Source organism: Sphingobacterium sp. SG20118 (genome assembly GCF_044740685.1).
GTDB lineage: Bacteria > Bacteroidota > Bacteroidia > Sphingobacteriales > Sphingobacteriaceae > Sphingobacterium.
In genome coordinates this window covers 662239-677388 of sequence record NZ_CP172826.1, presented here as the reverse complement: position 1 = coordinate 677388, position 15150 = coordinate 662239, and the positions used below count along the sequence as shown (strand labels likewise).

Here is a 15150-nt window from a genome sequence, read left to right as displayed (position 1 = left end):
TCCAAATTACCTTTAAATCAAAAAATAAAAATCAAACTATTGAAGTTTAACACAACGCTATCGAACCGGCTATAAACCATCAGAAATTTAACAGACCAGAAAACACAAAACGTAGTTCTACAGACTCGAAATCTTTTTAGAGTTGAGTCAAATCGTTAAAAAACCAGAAATGAACTTATAATCAGTAAGGTTTTATCTTATAATTGGTATAGCATCTACTCCATCAACCTATCCCTTTATCTTATAAAAAAGGGCTGGTTTTAAAAGAAACATATAATCGTAAACTATAAGTTACTTGTAATCTCCAAATTTCACAAAATATTATTTCAAATTTTAAGCAAAAAATAATGAACAAAAAAAGGTCTAACTACGATAGTAGTTAGACCTTTATAAAGTTTATGAAATAAAAACTATTAGATATCTATCTTAGCATAACGTGCATTTCGTTCAATAAACTCACGACGTGGAGCAACTTCATCGCCCATTAGCATTGAGAATATACGATCACATTCAGCAGCATTTTCTATCGTTACTTGACGTAATGTACGCGTCTCAGGATTCATAGTTGTATCCCATAGTTGTTCTGCGTTCATTTCTCCAAGACCTTTATAGCGCTGTACATGTACACTATCTTCTTTACCTCCACCCTTTAATTGCTGAATAGCATTTAAGCGTTGGTCTTCGTTCCAAGCATATTGAAATTCCTTACCTTTTTTCACTAAATATAAAGGTGGCGTTGCGATGTAGATATACCCCTTCTCAATCAACTCTTTCATATACCTAAAATAAAATGTTAGGATAAGAGTTGTAATGTGAGAACCATCTACGTCCGCATCGGTCATAATGATGATGCGATGATAGCGTAATTTATCTAAATTTAAAGCTTTGGGATCATCCGCAGTACCCAAACTAACACCCAGGGCAGTAAACATATTTTTGATCTCTTCATTTTCATAGATCTTATGTTCCATTGCCTTTTCTACGTTTAGGATTTTACCACGTAGCGGCATAATCGCTTGATATTTTCGGTCACGACCAGATTTTGCTGTACCACCAGCTGAATCTCCCTCGACGAAATAAATCTCACATTTAGTAGGGTCATTATCTTGACAATCGGCCAATTTACCTGGTAAACCAGAACCACCCATTACTGTTTTACGTTGTACTAAATCGCGCGCTTTACGAGCAGCAGCACGAGCTTGAGCAGCGATAACAACTTTTTGTACAATTGCTTTTGCTTCTCTAGGGTTTTCTTCCAAATAAATATTTAAAATTTCACCTACAGCAATATCAACAGCACCCATTACTTCTGAGTTACCTAATTTTGTTTTGGTTTGCCCCTCAAACTGAGGTTCTGCTACCTTAACCGAAATCACCGCAGTCAACCCCTCTCGGAAATCATCTCCAGTTATTTCAATCTTCAAATTTTTCAATAAGCCAGACTTATCAGCATACGCTTTTAAGGTACGTGTCAAACCACGACGAAAACCAGCAACATGAGAACCACCTTCAATGGTATTGATGTTATTCACGTACGAATGTACATTCTCTGTATAAGTCTCGTTATATTGCAACGCTAATTCTACAGGAATACCTTGTTTAATACCTTCCACATAAATTGGATGTGGTATAATCGGATGACGATTGCTATCTAAAAACTGTACAAACTCTTGTAAACCGCCTTCAGATAAAAATACGTCCTGACGTAAAGTACCATCTTCTAAGGTTTCTCTTTCATCTACTAAAGATAATTTAAGTCCCTTATTCAAGAAAGACAGCTCGCGAAGTCGACTTGCTAGGGTATCATAATTATAAATAGTGGTAGTTGTGAAAATCTCTTGGTCAGGTCTAAAAGTAACAATTGTTCCTGTTATATCTGATTCACCAATTTCTTTTACCGTATATAAAGGTTTCCCTTTTTCGTATTCTTGCTGAAATACCTTACCATCACGATGGATCACTGCAGATAAATGCGCCGATAAAGCGTTTACACAAGAAACCCCCACACCGTGAAGACCACCTGATACTTTATAAGTATCTTTATCAAATTTACCACCGGCGTGTAATACAGTCATTACAATCTCCAGTGCGGATCTATTTTCTTTTTTATTGATACCTGTTGGAATACCACGTCCGTTATCTTTTACAGAAATAGAATTGTCTGTATGGATAGTGACAAAAATATCTGTACAATAACCTGCAACGGCTTCATCGATAGAGTTATCGACTACCTCATAGACCAAATGGTGCAAACCTTTAACCCCAGTGTCTCCAATATACATGGAAGGGCGTTTACGTACAGCCTCTAATCCCTCTAAAACTTGGATATTATCGGCTGAATAGGATGATGCATTTTTGTTTTCTTCGCTCATTGAAAATAATTAAATACTTGTAATCAAAAATACGAAATTTTAACCACTTTAACAAGTCAAGTATCAGTACTATCAGCCAATATAACCACACTATTATTCCATATTTTTTTTATATTTTAGCAATCTCAAAACTAAAATGTAATTTTTTTATAGTAGGTTTGTTCTTATAATAAACGTGTAATCTAAATAAACAATGAGTAATATATTTTCAACTTTATCAAAAGTAACCTTAGGTCTAGCTATTTCAGTGGCTGCTGTTTCCTGTAATCAAGCATCAAAAACTCCAAGTACTACCTCGACAAAAGATGCTGCATTAACAGAAGAAGCTTCAACAAAAGCTGAAAAAATTGTCTATATCAATTCTGATTCATTATCTCAAAAATATGAATACTTCAAAGATATCAGAACGAAATTAGAAGCAAAGGTTAAGAAGGCTCAAGCAGATTTACAAGGTAAAAGCCAAGCTTTCCAACGTGAAGTTGCAGATTATCAACAAAAAGCACCAAATATGAGTGCCAATGAAAGACAAGCAACAGAAGAGAAATTAGCACGTAAACAAGATGAGTTAAGCCGTCTGGATCAAAATGCTTCTTCTTCATTAGCACAAGATGAGTCTTCAGAATTCAACAATGTCTATAATAAGATAACTGAATTTTTGAAAAAACATGCTAGCGACAATGGTTATACACTTGTTTTAACCTATTCAAAAACAAACCCAACTGTTTTATACGCGGATTCGAAATTGGAAATCACCAATGAGGTGGTAAAACAATTAAATGAAGAGTATAAAAAAGAAAAAAAATAAGATTATAAAAATGTCAATAAAGAAAGCCGCTGATTAGCGGCTTTCTTTATTTATTAACGATTTGCAATTTGAAATTGTGTTCGGTATATTAACATCTAAATCTAATGTAACCTATGATATCCACAATAATAAGTAAAGAGCAGGCTAGTTACGAATGGATTGATGTATTCGAACCCAGTATTGCGGATTTAGAGATCTTGAAAGAAAAGTATAATCTCAATCAAGCATCGATTAAAGACTCGTTAGAACCCGAACATTTACCAAAAATAGAAGAGTTTGATAATTACACCTTCATCATATTACGTATGGTCTCTTCTACATTTAAAGATAATTCCGACAATATTGGTGAAATTACCGACCGGTTGACTATTTTTTATGGTTCAGACTTCGTCATTACGCTTCATAAAAAAAATGTAGAATTCATACATAAGATGAAACTGCTGGATTTTAAATCTGCTAAATTAAAAGATAGTAAACACTTGGCTAATTATTTAAGTATGGCAGCACTCGGAACCTTTGAAAAGATACTACCTAAAATCTCTACTAAATTAGATGAGTACGAGGAAGGTGTCTTTCTAACGCGTCAAAAAAAGTTAGTTCTCAAGCATGTTTATTTTATTAAAAGACAGATTGATGTCGTTCGAAAAGTGATTATCCTTTACAAAGAAATAGTAGAACACTTTCATGCGAGCCAAAAAAGAGATGTCTATAGTCGCGATCTAAAAGATCTATATTTACGAACGAATACCCTTTATGATAATCTTTCGGAAAATACGAGTCAACTATTAAATATCTACTTTAATATCTCTTCTAACCATACCAATGAGATTATGCGTATTCTGACCATTTTCTCTGTTTTTTTCATGCCAATCACATTTGTTGCTGGCATATACGGTATGAACTTTAAAAACATGCCAGAACTGGAATGGTATTATGGGTACCCTGTTGCAATAGGAATAATGCTCGGAATTTGTATTGCAATTTATTATTGGTTCAAAAGAAAAGGGTGGTTATAATACCGGTCTTTTCTTTGGAGTAGTGGCAACAAAATCCTTTAAATAATAAGGTTCAAAGTAGGCGACATCTTCAAATTCCTTAGCTTGATATCGATTGAAAGCTATTTGACTTATATCAACGGCATTGGTCTGAACCCCTGTAATGACCTCTACACCCTTCTCTGCCTTGAAAGTGGCTTCTAGTTTATCTGCACCCGGCCCGAATAGGCATATGCGAGGATATTTAGCCAAATAGTGATCCATACTAGCTTCATCTACAATCAGTGCCTGTGTCGCTGTAACGACCAATCCTTCTTTGTTAAATGCAGTACAGTAGACTTCCATCCTTCTGGCATCTAGCATCGGGATATAAAGATCGTATTCCTGAGCATTAGCATGATGAGCAAGAAATCCAGCGTAAATTCCATATAAGGTATTTACCGCTATTAAGGGAATATCCAAAGCATAACAAAGTCCTTTAGCTGTAGAAACACCAATCCTCAGGCCAGTGTAAGAGCCGGGCCCCATACTCACGGCAATGGCATCTAATTCCGTGAAACCTATATTTTGACGATCTAGCAAAGCCTGTATGAGGAGTGTGAGCTTAGTTGCATGAACATTAGGTTCATCCACACTTTCGTGTTGACAGATTTTGCCTGATTCAACTAAAGCTACTGAACATACAGAAGTAGAGGTCTCGATTTGTAAAATATAAGTATGCATATGATAGTAAAGATATTAAGGAACAGGATCATGACCATGCCCACCCCAAGGATTACAACTCAGAATACGTTTAAGGGTTAACCAGCCTCCTCTAAAAGGACCATGCTTCTGAATAGCCTGATAGCCATATTGGGAACAGGTTGGTGTATAACGGCAATTTGCTCCCAAAAAAGGAGAGATAAAAATTTGATAAATCCTAATAATCGCTAAAAATAACAGACTAAAAATCTGCTTGATTATCTTTTGCCAAATATAATTTAGAACATTCATTCTTTAACTTTATCAACGCTTTTTCCATATGACTATATAAAAAGTCATAGGCTAACTTGCCCTTACCTACATATTGTATCGTGAATAACAAAGGTAAGTGATGTTGTTGTAAAAACGGTGTCAAACCTACGTTTTTTTGCAAGCGAAAACACTCCCTCATACGTCGTTTCATCAAATTGCGATCAACAGCTCTTTTAAAGCGCCTCTTAGAAACCGATATGATGACTTGTGATGCTGTATTTTCTAAAACAAGGTGGTTATCATCTTTTGGAGAATAAAAGACAACACGATAGGGATAACAAACAAAAGAAGAACCTTTATGAAACAATGTATCAATCAACTTGACACTACATAAACGTTCTTCTTTCTTAAATGTATTTTTAATCATAATCGATGACTGAAAAGTCGGCCATGTTATTACACGAGCCTCCTGGCCACCAGCTACGCAAAAAATATTAACCTTTGTGACGACCCTCGTCAGAAACTGTAAGGCGTTTTCTACCCTTTGCTCTACGAGAAGCTAAAATTCTTCTACCATTTGCAGAACTCATGCGATCTCTGAATCCGTGCTTGTTTCTTCTTTTTCTTTGCGATGGCTGAAATGTTCTTTTCATGACGCTTAATATGCTAAATTATTTTTGATTCTATTAATAATACTCCCTAAAGAGGAATGCAAAAGTAAAATATTTTTTAGAGAATTACAAACAATTATTACAACTTCTCTAAAAAATTGGAATATTCCATAAAAAAACAGATAAAGAGTCTAGATTCTTTATCTGTTTATCGTACAACGATATTCGCTTACTTATTCTTAAGTAAATCTCTGATTTCTGTTAAAAGTGTTTCTTCTTTTGTTGGAGGAACTACCGCTTCTGGAGCCTTTTCCTCTTTACGTTTCATCGAATTCAAGGCTTTTATCACCATAAAAATACAAAGTGCAACAATAAGAAATTGAATCACAACGTTAATGAAATTCCCTAAATTAATCGCTACTTCAGGCTTTTTTGCAACTTCGTCTGCTGCTTTAAGTACATACTTAATTTGCGAAAAATCAACACCGCCCGTTAAAAATCCTATCGGAGGCATAATAATATCGTCTACCAACGATGTTACAATTTTTCCAAATGCACCGCCGATAACAACACCGACTGCCAAATCAACTACGCTACCGCGCATAGCAAATTCTTTAAACTCTTTCAAAAATCCCATAAAATAAATTGTTTAATTTTGCAATTATCGTAATAATCTACCTAAATATAAGGTTATTTCAATAAAATCAATATAAAAATATAGCAATTTGTATTACCTTATCGCCAATCTGATTAAAACACAAAGTGCAAAGAAATAAAATAAACAGGAGAGAACTAATCTTTGACTATATTTACACAAATTTTACAACCCGTAACCCAATATTTTTATTTATTTTTAAACAACAAATTTGCAAAATAATATTTACTAAATATTTATCATGAAAAAAATATTAATTGCCGACGACCATAGTATTGTTCGATTAGGAGCATCTGTCATTATAAAAGAGAGTATACCCGAGTGCGCCATTACACAGGCACAAGACTACAAAGAGGTCATACAGTTGCTTAATGAAGAGGATTTCGATTTGCTTTTGCTAGATATCAATATGCCAGGTGGCAACAATATTAGCGTCGTGAAAGAAATTCTCGAAATGCAGCCTAACATCAAAATTCTAATATTCTCTTCTTATGACGAATCGCTTTACGCCTTACGCTATATAGAAGCTGGTGCTGCTGGGTTTGTCAATAAAAGCACTGCTATGGCTGAATTAAACAATGCCATTTTAACGATACAGGAAAGAGGTAAATATATGTCAAACGAAGTAAAAGATCTTTACGTTAAAAAATTGACACAAAGTAAGGCGAAGATGAATACGTTGAGCCCGCTTTCGAGGCTTTCAAATAGAGAAGTTGATGTTGCTAAATACTTAATTCAAGGATATGGAATTATCGAAGTGTCGACAACTTTGGACTTGAGCCCCTCAACAGTAAGTACCTACAAAAGTAGAATCTTCGATAAGTTAAATGTATCCAATATTCCAGAACTTATAGAAATATTTAGAATTCACTCTGCCAATTAGCTGACAAAGTGAATTCTAAAATTCACTATCTCAATTGATCGATAGTCATCACAGGAATATCTTTATCAGTAGTAAATGACAAATCCGATTCCGCTTTATAAGCATATCCATTCTTTTCATCCAAATCCCAAAGCATGGGCGCAAAGTAATTAACACAGGTGGTAAAACCTTGTAAAATCGCTGACATAACACCTGTATCTTTTGAATTCTTAGCTTCGTTTTCGATTTCAAATACACCCGAAAACTTTTTACTTTGAAGCGTATCTACAAACGCTCTCCAATCCATGCTATCCGAACCACCAAAACCAGGAAGCATTGCTTCATAATGATGTCTGTCCCAATCATGTGCTGGTATAGCAATATTAGCCCTCCTAGCAAGTTCGGTATCCACATGTTGCATTGGATACATCCCTCCCCAATCTACACGTGCCTGTGTGCTTAGATTGCGTGTAGTCTTAATGTGAATACGGTGTAGCCTATTGATGTCCATGGCATTTATCACAGCTACAGGGTCGGTATTCTGCCAAACATCGTGTGATGGATCATAAATCTCACCATGAGCCTTACTTGGTATCACTTCGTACATTAATTTTCGCGCAGCCAATACTGCAGGTAAATTATTATAAGTACTGCTATATCGTGATGACCTCCAGCCTTCCATTGGACAGTTCTCATACAACACAGTTACTCCCAGATCTTCCGCATATTTTATAATTGGAGCAAAAACACGTTTATACTCATCGAGATTTTTCTGAAACCCATCAATTTGATTTCCAAGATCATGATTATACCCTACAAAAGTTCCTACCTTAACATTATTAGCATCACCTCCTAATAAATGGGCAATACGAATCAACTTCAATAAATGGTTTTGATTTTTCACACGCTCGCTCTCCTCTCCACCAATCATATTTTCAAATGCACCTAAAGATAGATGCAGTTTTGCCTGATTGAAAATATCAATGGTATGTTTTGCATCCTTAAGAGTAAAACCTTCATAATTCAGGTGAGTCGCAGTATGATCCTGCCGTGTTCCATCTTTTCTAAACACACACAAGTCAATACCCGAAGCGCCTACTTGTTTTGTCTTATCGATTAATTGCGGTAAATCCAGCTTGTCAAATGCCGAACTCATTACCCATATTGGATTATTCATTTTGCTATTCATATGTATACTACTTGTTTTTTATCGATCATATGAAATACCCATAGTACATTCCTCCGCATTCGACAGCTTCTGCTACATGGATATTTCATAAATATTATGCAATTCTATATAAAGGGCACAAATTTAAAGGTACAAAAAAAAGCCATCTCATAAGAGATAGCTTTCATATTATTTATCTTAAAATAAACTAGTCTACATTGTCATGTAGAAAAGAATTATTTGGTCTAATCTCCGTATTTCCGTCTTCGAAAGACAACGTAAATCGTGAAACTTGGGATTGTGAAGAGTGTGGAGTATCATCCAATGACATCTGCTTTCTTTTATAAGCAGGCTCATTTTCTAATTCTTGAAGTCCGTTTGAAGACTTCAACTTCATACTTAATTCCTTTAATCTCAAGATACGTTCTTTTGTACGAACCAATTGGTCCTCAAATGAAACTTGTTCTTCTTCTACCTGCTCGATTTCAGCTCTATTATTGACAGAGGCTGAAAAGTTGCTATTTTGATCTTCTTGTGGAGAAACTGAATTTGTTGAAAAATCATCAAAAACAGTTGGCATCTGAAATTGAAATACAGAAGGTGACGTTTTTAATTGGAAATCATTGCCCTTTTGTTGAGTAGAAGTCTCTTCTTCAATCACTTCCTCAAAATTTAATTCATGACGTATAATTGTATTTTCTTCAACAGCGACTTGTTGAACAACATTCTTAGGTGTTGAAAATAAATCATTCGTTATATTAGGAGCTGATACGTTTTCTGTATTGGTTTGGACAGGATTCACTAAAGGAGTATTTGATACCTCTTTTTGCACAAACTGATTCACCGGTTTAATGAAAGATGCCACTTGTTCTGCAGCTGTCAAGGGTAAAGTAACCTTTGTATTTTCACGTTCAATATCTCTTTCTTCAGAAGTTTGAAAACCTGTAGCAATAATTGTTACTGATAATTCTTCACCGAAATTTTCATCGATACAATTACCCCAAATCAAATCAGCTGAAAGTCCAGCTTTCTCCTGAATATAATCCGTCACAATTGCCACTTCATCCATCGTTACTTCTTTTAAACCTGAAGTAATATTCAATAAGATATAGCGAGCGCCTTCAATTTCATTATCTTTCAATAATGGAGAAGCCAAAGCTCCTTCTACAGCTTTAATCGCACGATCTTCACCTTCAGCGACAGCATTACCCATAATGGCTACGCCACTATCATTCATAACTGTACGCACATCCTTAAAATCGACATTCACATAACCAGGGATTGTTATAATCTCAGCTATACCTTTAGCAGCTGTTGTCAAAATGTCATCAGCTTTTGCAAAAGCTGCTGTCATGGTGAGATTGCCAAATATTTCTCTTAGACGGTCATTAGAAATAACCAAATAAGAATCAACATATTTCCGCAATTCGGCCAAGCCTTCCTCCGCTTGAGAGCGTCGGCGCTTACCTTCGAAAGTAAAAGGAGTAGTAATTATAGCTACAGTCAAAATGCCCAATTCCTTAGCAGCTTTCGCTAATACCGGACTTGCTCCAGTACCTGTTCCACCTCCCATACCTGCGGTGATAAAAAGCATCTTCGTATTCGTACCCAACATACGTTTGATATCATCAATACTCTCGATAGCTGAATTTTCACCAACATCAGGATCTGCACCTGCACCCATACCTTCTGTCAAACTCATACCCAACTGAACTTTATTAGGTATCGGACTTAATTCCAAAGCTTGAGCATCGGTATTACACACGATGAAATCTACTCCACTAATTCCTTGCTTATACATGTGGTTAACGGCATTCCCGCCACCACCACCAACCCCAATAACCTTAATTATTGATGATTGTTCTTTTAACATTTCAAACTGTATCGACATAACTTATCCCTATTTAACTCATAATGAACTCAGTACAAACCTCACTTAAACTCAATATTCGTAATGTAATAATAACATATTTTCAACAATTTTTTTCCACAATTGTTTAAAATGTGGAAAAAAACATTTTATGTTGAAAACTATTTTTTATCTAAGAAAGTGGCATCATCAATTTCGTTGCCATCTTTCATTAATTTCTTGAACCAGGTCAATAAACCGTGTTCCTTTTGTTGCTGCTCACCGACCTCTTTGACGGACTCAACATCTTTCTTTACAACCTTAGGTGTGCGACGGCTTTCTACCTCATCCTCGTGCGCTTGAATACCCTTCATCAACAAGCCTATACTCGTTGCATACAAGGGACTCTTCAATTCCTCGTACAAAGGTTTTGGTAAAACTTCATTTTTTGCTAGGTATTCATTAGGAAAACCTATACGGCAATCGATACCCGTTATGTATTCAACGAGTTGCACTAAATGTTTCAACTGTGCACCACCACCAGTAATAACGATACCTCCGATTAATTTATTTTCATAGCCCGAAGATTTGATTTCATAATAGACATGCTCGATGATTTCTTCCATGCGTGCCTGTATGATATAAGCTAGATTTTTAACCGATATCTCCTTTGGTTCACGACCCTTTAGCCCGGGAACACAAATAACTTCATTTTCTTTATTTTCATCAGCAAGTGCAGAACCAAAGCGTGTTTTTAACAACTCCGCTTGACTTCTTAATACAGAACAACCTTGGCGAATATCCTCTGTTACGATATTCCCACCCAAAGGAATAACAGCAGTATGACGGATTATTCCCTCATGGAAAATAGCCACATCTGTAGTACCTCCACCAATATCAACTAAAACAACACCAGCATTTTTTTCGTCATCATCTAATACAGCTTCAGATGATGCCAAAGGTTCAAGAATCAATTCTGAAACTTCTAAATTTGAATTATCAATACATCTTTTTATGTTACGGATATCCGTAACACGCCCCGAAATAATATGGAAATTCGCCTCAATACGACGACCAGCCATACCAATAGGTTCTCGGATACCAGGCTCATTGTCTATGGTAAACTCCTGAGGCAACACATGGATAATTTCTTCTCCCGGAGGCAACACTAATTTATACATATCTGAAATGAGACGTTCAATATCTTTTCTTGTCACTTCATCATCGCTATCAGTCTTGGTAAAAATACCACGATGTTGGATACTTTTAATATGTTGACCAGCTATACCAACATTCACAACTTTGATATCAACATTCGATTGATTTTCGGCTATTTCAACCGCTTCAAGAATGCTGCTAACTGTTTTCTGAATATTGGCAACTACACCTCGACTTACTCCTGCCGAATCTGCCTTACCAACGCCTAAAAGTTCTATTTTATTTGCACCGCTACGTCTTCCGACCGTAACACAAATCTTGGTCGTGCCAATATCGAGTCCGACAATAATCGGGTTCTCTCTTTCAATTTCTGCTGATTTTGGGTTCATAATATTCTGTATTGATGCTGTATACTATAATGTGTTATTCTTTACTTTCTTCTCTGGATTATACAAGTCGTCAAATGTCCAAGCACCGCGTTTTTCGCAAATAATCTGACCTGCATATTTTACATTCACTTTATTATAAGCATCCACTCCAACTTTTGGAATGATTTCCTTATAGAATGTCTGTAATAAACTAAATTTCTGGGCCAACGAATCAGCAGTTCCAATAATAAGCTGCTGATTACCAACCCGTGGGACCAATTCGATATCCTTATCCTGATTAACAAATACTTGGACTACTTGATTACTCCATAATTCGTCCCTTTCGATAAACTGTGTCACTCGGAATAAATCTTTTACCAAAGTAGAACTAACAGAGTCTAACGGGTTTTTATATCCTTCATCGATGTTACCTGTTGCAATCATCACATGTGGCACATACTTTAACGTAGTAGGTACTTTCAGCCCATTTAAGTCAATGTAATATTCGCGGCCATTCTTATTGATGACACGCATGACAACCTCACGTTGTGCGATATTAATAGCCAATATACCTGTCATATCCAAATGCACCGTTGCTTCTGAGACATAAGGCAATTTTCTTAACATCTGTTCAATCTTATGTAAAGGAATATCTACCAATGGTTTTCCAGTGATATTACCGTAATTTTTACTAATAAGTGCGGAAATATCTCCCTGATCAATAAAAGCTTCCTTTCCTTCAATAAAAATATTGATTTCACGACATACTTGTTGATCATCCTTACGGTTGACCAAAGACATCACGATAACTACAGCTATGACTCCTAGAAAAAAGAGCGATAGATACAGTACGCGATTCCATTGTATGTTGTGTAAAAATTTAAGCATGTTCTATAATTTCCTTCAACGGTTTTACTAATTTGTCAATATCACCGGCTCCAACTGTTACCAATAATTCAAGCTTTTCAGTTTTAGCTATCGCCAACACCTCTTCTGCAGTAACAATTGCTTTTTCCGGAGCTGTAATTTTACTTAACAGCCAAGATGAATTTACGCCTTCAATCGGCAATTCACGTGCAGGATAGATTTCCATTAAAAGTAAACGATCGGCCATCGAAAGCACTTCTGCAAATCCATCTATAAAATCACGTGTTCTTGTGAATAAGTGCGGTTGAAAAACAACTGTTAACTTCTTGTTTGGATACAACTTCCGCATTGAAGACAAAAATGCGCGTAACTCCTCAGGATGATGTGCATAGTCATCAATATAAATAGCAGATTGATTTCTTACAATGTATTCAAACCTTCTCTTGACTCCTTTAAAATTCGTCAAAGCTGATTTAATTTTATCATCTTCGATACCCAAAATACGAGCAACTGTTATCGCCGCTACTGCGTTTTCAACATTGTGTGTTCCTGGTAATCCTAAATGGATATCAACGATCTTCGTCGTTCCCGAAATATAATCAAAATAAAACTCGCCATCTCTAACATGTACATGAGAAGCATAAACATCTGCTACTTCATGCCCTGAATAAGAGATTTCTCCATCAAAAGGTAAACCTTTCTTCACGATGCGTGTCCCCCCATCAACGACCCGATCCAAATACATTTGGAATGATGCCAACAATTGACCTGCATCGCCATAAATATCCAAATGGTCGGCATCAGCAGAAGTCACAATCGCAATATTGGGATGCAATGTTAAAAATGAGCGATCATATTCATCTGCTTCTACAACAACGACATTATTATTCCCGTATAAAACGTTGGTATCGTAATTGGAACTGATTCCTCCCAAAAAGGCAGAACAATCAAAACCACTATCTTTTAAAATATGAGCGACCATTGTCGAAGTAGTTGTTTTACCATGCGTACCAGCCACACCTATTGTAAAACGACTTTCACTAATGATACCTAAGACTTCCGATCTTTTATGCAAGGTATGCCCCACCGCCTCCAAAAAATGTTTAATTTTTGAATCCTTAGGTATAGCAGGGGTAAAAATGATTAATGTTTCCTCATTTGAACAACTAAAAATAGGATCCAACGTGTCTACCTCATCCACGTATGAAATAACGATTCCTTCTGAAACCAATTTTTTAGTCAATTCCGTTTCTGTACGATCATACCCATTTACCACACATCCTAAATGAGCAAAATAACGAGCAAGTCCACTCATTCCAATTCCACCTATCCCGATCAGATATACTTGTTTGATTGCATCAATTTTCATCATCTACCTCCTTTATTTGCCAATTTTAAAACTTCTCTAGCGATGACAACATCTGCATCAAGAAGTGCTAATCTCTTTATATTATAAGCCAAAGAATTTGATTCGACAGCGTTATTCAGCAAAGCTAGAGCTGAGTCGAACAAAGTTACTACGGCCTGATCATCTTTCACCAATACAGCAGCCTGCTTTTGCACCAAAGCCATTGCATTTTTCGTTTGATGATCTTCAGCTACATTAGGTGAAGGAACCAAAATCACCGGTTTACCAACAACACATAATTCGGAGATTGTACCAGCACCAGCCCTACCGATGATTACATCAGCTGCGGCATACGCAAAGTCCATTCGTTGCAAAAAAGCTAACATATGAATTCCCGCTGGCAATTTACCCTGTAGTTCTTGACTTAATTTATCGTAATAATAACTACCACATTGCCAGATCAATTGTACATCTGCATGCTTGAGTTTCTCTAATGAAGCGATAACACTTTCATTTAAAGTACGCGCTCCCAAACTCCCTCCTGTTACTAAAATGGTCTTTTTATCAGGATCTAGACCAAAAAAAGCAAATGCCTCATCACGCTTACCATCAATCTCAACAGAAGCGCGACGAATCGGGTTACCCGTTAACAAAACTTTATCTGAAGGGAAAAATTGTTCCATGCCCTCATAAGCGACACAAATCTTAGCTGCCTTATTTCCCAACCTTTTATTGGTAACACCCGCATACGAATTCTGCTCCTGTACAAGAGTTGGTATATGCAATCGATTTGCAACCATCAATAATGGTCCCGAAGCAAAACCACCAACACCAACTGCAACATCGGGTTTAAACTCCCTGACTATCTTACGTGCCTTGTTCATACTTTTAAAAAGTTTGAATGGTAGAAAGATGTTTTTCCACAACACTTGTCTATTTATCCCTTGAATATCTAAACCAACAATTTTATAACCAGCAGCAGGAACTTTTTCCATTTCCATACGACCATTGGCGCCAACGAAAAGAATTTCGTTTTGCGGATCCAATGCTTTCAGTGCATTAGCAATTGCTACTGCTGGAAAAATATGTCCGCCAGTACCACCTCCACTTATGATCACACGTATAGCCATTCGTTATC

At 36.3% G+C, this 15150-nt stretch carries 15 protein-coding genes; 3 read left to right on the top strand and 12 right to left on the bottom strand.

Features of this window, described 5'->3' with window-relative positions:
• Positions 1 to 413 precede the first annotated feature (413 nt).
• Positions 414 to 2372 (bottom strand): DNA topoisomerase (ATP-hydrolyzing) subunit B, encoded by a 1959-nt coding sequence (gyrB, locus tag ACFX5U_RS03170; protein ID WP_038696188.1) that lies wholly within the window; start codon positions 2370 to 2372, stop codon positions 414 to 416.
• 193 nt (positions 2373 to 2565) lie between these two features.
• Here gyrB and ACFX5U_RS03165 point away from each other — a divergent pair, with 193 nt between their 5' ends.
• Positions 2566 to 3177: an OmpH family outer membrane protein gene (locus tag ACFX5U_RS03165; RefSeq protein WP_038696186.1), complete on the top strand. Its 612-nt coding sequence runs from the start codon at positions 2566 to 2568 to the stop codon at positions 3175 to 3177.
• Positions 3178 to 3290: 113 nt separating this feature from the next.
• The gene (locus ACFX5U_RS03160; protein ID WP_038696184.1) at positions 3291 to 4193 is read left to right on the top strand and encodes a CorA family divalent cation transporter; all 903 of its coding nucleotides are present in this window, start codon (positions 3291 to 3293) and stop codon (positions 4191 to 4193) included.
• Here ACFX5U_RS03160 and tsaB read toward each other — a convergent pair.
• From tsaB to mscL, 5 genes are all read right to left on the bottom strand, one after another.
• A complete protein-coding gene (tsaB, locus tag ACFX5U_RS03155) occupies positions 4188 to 4895 on the bottom strand; it encodes a tRNA (adenosine(37)-N6)-threonylcarbamoyltransferase complex dimerization subunit type 1 TsaB (RefSeq protein WP_400262471.1) in 708 nt (235 codons plus the stop codon). The genes ACFX5U_RS03160 and tsaB overlap by 6 nt on opposite strands.
• Before the next feature lie 15 nt (positions 4896 to 4910).
• Positions 4911 to 5165 carry a membrane protein insertion efficiency factor YidD gene (gene yidD / locus ACFX5U_RS03150; protein WP_081918303.1) on the bottom strand — a complete coding sequence of 85 codons (255 nt, stop codon included), beginning with the start codon at positions 5163 to 5165 and terminating at the stop codon, positions 4911 to 4913.
• On the bottom strand, positions 5116 to 5553 hold the full coding sequence (locus tag ACFX5U_RS03145; protein ID WP_038696180.1) for a ribonuclease P protein component: 438 nt from the start codon (positions 5551 to 5553) through the stop codon (positions 5116 to 5118). The genes yidD and ACFX5U_RS03145 overlap by 50 nt, the downstream gene beginning before the upstream one ends.
• 67 nt (positions 5554 to 5620) lie before the next feature.
• A complete protein-coding gene (gene rpmH / locus ACFX5U_RS03140; protein ID WP_045753170.1) occupies positions 5621 to 5779 on the bottom strand; it encodes a 50S ribosomal protein L34 in 159 nt (52 codons plus the stop codon).
• A gap of 187 nt (positions 5780 to 5966) precedes the next feature.
• The gene (gene mscL, locus ACFX5U_RS03135; RefSeq protein ID WP_038696178.1) at positions 5967 to 6374 is read right to left on the bottom strand and encodes a large-conductance mechanosensitive channel protein MscL; all 408 of its coding nucleotides are present in this window, start codon (positions 6372 to 6374) and stop codon (positions 5967 to 5969) included.
• A 259-nt stretch (positions 6375 to 6633) separates the two neighbouring features.
• Between mscL and ACFX5U_RS03130 the strand changes: the two genes are divergently transcribed.
• Positions 6634 to 7275, top strand: coding sequence for a response regulator transcription factor (locus tag ACFX5U_RS03130; RefSeq protein WP_038696176.1), 642 nt, complete (start codon positions 6634 to 6636; stop codon positions 7273 to 7275).
• Positions 7276 to 7300: 25 nt separating this feature from the next.
• On the opposite strand, the gene ACFX5U_RS03125 is transcribed toward ACFX5U_RS03130, so the two are convergent.
• The 6 genes from ACFX5U_RS03125 to murG all read right to left on the bottom strand — a co-directional run bounded on the left by ACFX5U_RS03125 (position 7301) and on the right by murG (position 15142).
• Positions 7301 to 8443, bottom strand: coding sequence for a sugar phosphate isomerase/epimerase family protein (locus ACFX5U_RS03125; RefSeq protein ID WP_400262470.1), 1143 nt, complete (start codon positions 8441 to 8443; stop codon positions 7301 to 7303).
• Between the two features lie 187 nt (positions 8444 to 8630).
• Positions 8631 to 10313: a cell division protein FtsZ gene (ftsZ, locus tag ACFX5U_RS03120; RefSeq protein ID WP_400262469.1), complete on the bottom strand. Its 1683-nt coding sequence runs from the start codon at positions 10311 to 10313 to the stop codon at positions 8631 to 8633.
• Between the two features lie 140 nt (positions 10314 to 10453).
• Positions 10454 to 11818: a cell division protein FtsA gene (ftsA, locus tag ACFX5U_RS03115; RefSeq protein ID WP_038696165.1), complete on the bottom strand. Its 1365-nt coding sequence runs from the start codon at positions 11816 to 11818 to the stop codon at positions 10454 to 10456.
• 24 nt (positions 11819 to 11842) lie between these two features.
• A complete protein-coding gene (locus tag ACFX5U_RS03110; RefSeq protein ID WP_280570499.1) occupies positions 11843 to 12685 on the bottom strand; it encodes a cell division protein FtsQ in 843 nt (280 codons plus the stop codon).
• A complete protein-coding gene (murC, locus tag ACFX5U_RS03105) occupies positions 12678 to 14033 on the bottom strand; it encodes a UDP-N-acetylmuramate--L-alanine ligase (protein WP_038702131.1) in 1356 nt (451 codons plus the stop codon). Before murC ends, ACFX5U_RS03110 begins: the two co-directional genes overlap by 8 nt.
• Entirely contained in the window at positions 14033 to 15142 is a 1110-nt protein-coding gene (gene murG / locus ACFX5U_RS03100) for an undecaprenyldiphospho-muramoylpentapeptide beta-N-acetylglucosaminyltransferase (protein ID WP_400262468.1), read from the bottom strand. Before murG ends, murC begins: the two co-directional genes overlap by 1 nt.
• Positions 15143 to 15150: the final 8 nt, after the last annotated feature.

What these genes read in the sequence shown, in the direction of transcription:
- gyrB (WP_038696188.1), bottom strand. Translation starts at nt 2,372, where the DNA reads ATGAGCGAAGAAAACAAAAATGCATCATCCTATTCAGCCGATAATATC.
- ACFX5U_RS03165 (WP_038696186.1), top strand. Translation starts at nt 2,566, where the DNA reads ATGAGTAATATATTTTCAACTTTATCAAAAGTAACCTTAGGTCTAGCT.
- ACFX5U_RS03160 (WP_038696184.1), top strand. Translation starts at nt 3,291, where the DNA reads ATGATATCCACAATAATAAGTAAAGAGCAGGCTAGTTACGAATGGATT.
- tsaB (WP_400262471.1), bottom strand. Translation starts at nt 4,895, where the DNA reads ATGCATACTTATATTTTACAAATCGAGACCTCTACTTCTGTATGTTCA.
- yidD (WP_081918303.1), bottom strand. Translation starts at nt 5,165, where the DNA reads ATGAATGTTCTAAATTATATTTGGCAAAAGATAATCAAGCAGATTTTT.
- ACFX5U_RS03145 (WP_038696180.1), bottom strand. Translation starts at nt 5,553, where the DNA reads ATGATTAAAAATACATTTAAGAAAGAAGAACGTTTATGTAGTGTCAAG.
- rpmH (WP_045753170.1), bottom strand. Translation starts at nt 5,779, where the DNA reads ATGAAAAGAACATTTCAGCCATCGCAAAGAAAAAGAAGAAACAAGCAC.
- mscL (WP_038696178.1), bottom strand. Translation starts at nt 6,374, where the DNA reads ATGGGATTTTTGAAAGAGTTTAAAGAATTTGCTATGCGCGGTAGCGTA.
- ACFX5U_RS03130 (WP_038696176.1), top strand. Translation starts at nt 6,634, where the DNA reads ATGAAAAAAATATTAATTGCCGACGACCATAGTATTGTTCGATTAGGA.
- ACFX5U_RS03125 (WP_400262470.1), bottom strand. Translation starts at nt 8,443, where the DNA reads ATGAATAGCAAAATGAATAATCCAATATGGGTAATGAGTTCGGCATTT.
- ftsZ (WP_400262469.1), bottom strand. Translation starts at nt 10,313, where the DNA reads ATGTCGATACAGTTTGAAATGTTAAAAGAACAATCATCAATAATTAAG.
- ftsA (WP_038696165.1), bottom strand. Translation starts at nt 11,818, where the DNA reads ATGAACCCAAAATCAGCAGAAATTGAAAGAGAGAACCCGATTATTGTC.
- ACFX5U_RS03110 (WP_280570499.1), bottom strand. Translation starts at nt 12,685, where the DNA reads ATGCTTAAATTTTTACACAACATACAATGGAATCGCGTACTGTATCTA.
- murC (WP_038702131.1), bottom strand. Translation starts at nt 14,033, where the DNA reads ATGAAAATTGATGCAATCAAACAAGTATATCTGATCGGGATAGGTGGA.
- murG (WP_400262468.1), bottom strand. Translation starts at nt 15,142, where the DNA reads ATGGCTATACGTGTGATCATAAGTGGAGGTGGTACTGGCGGACATATT.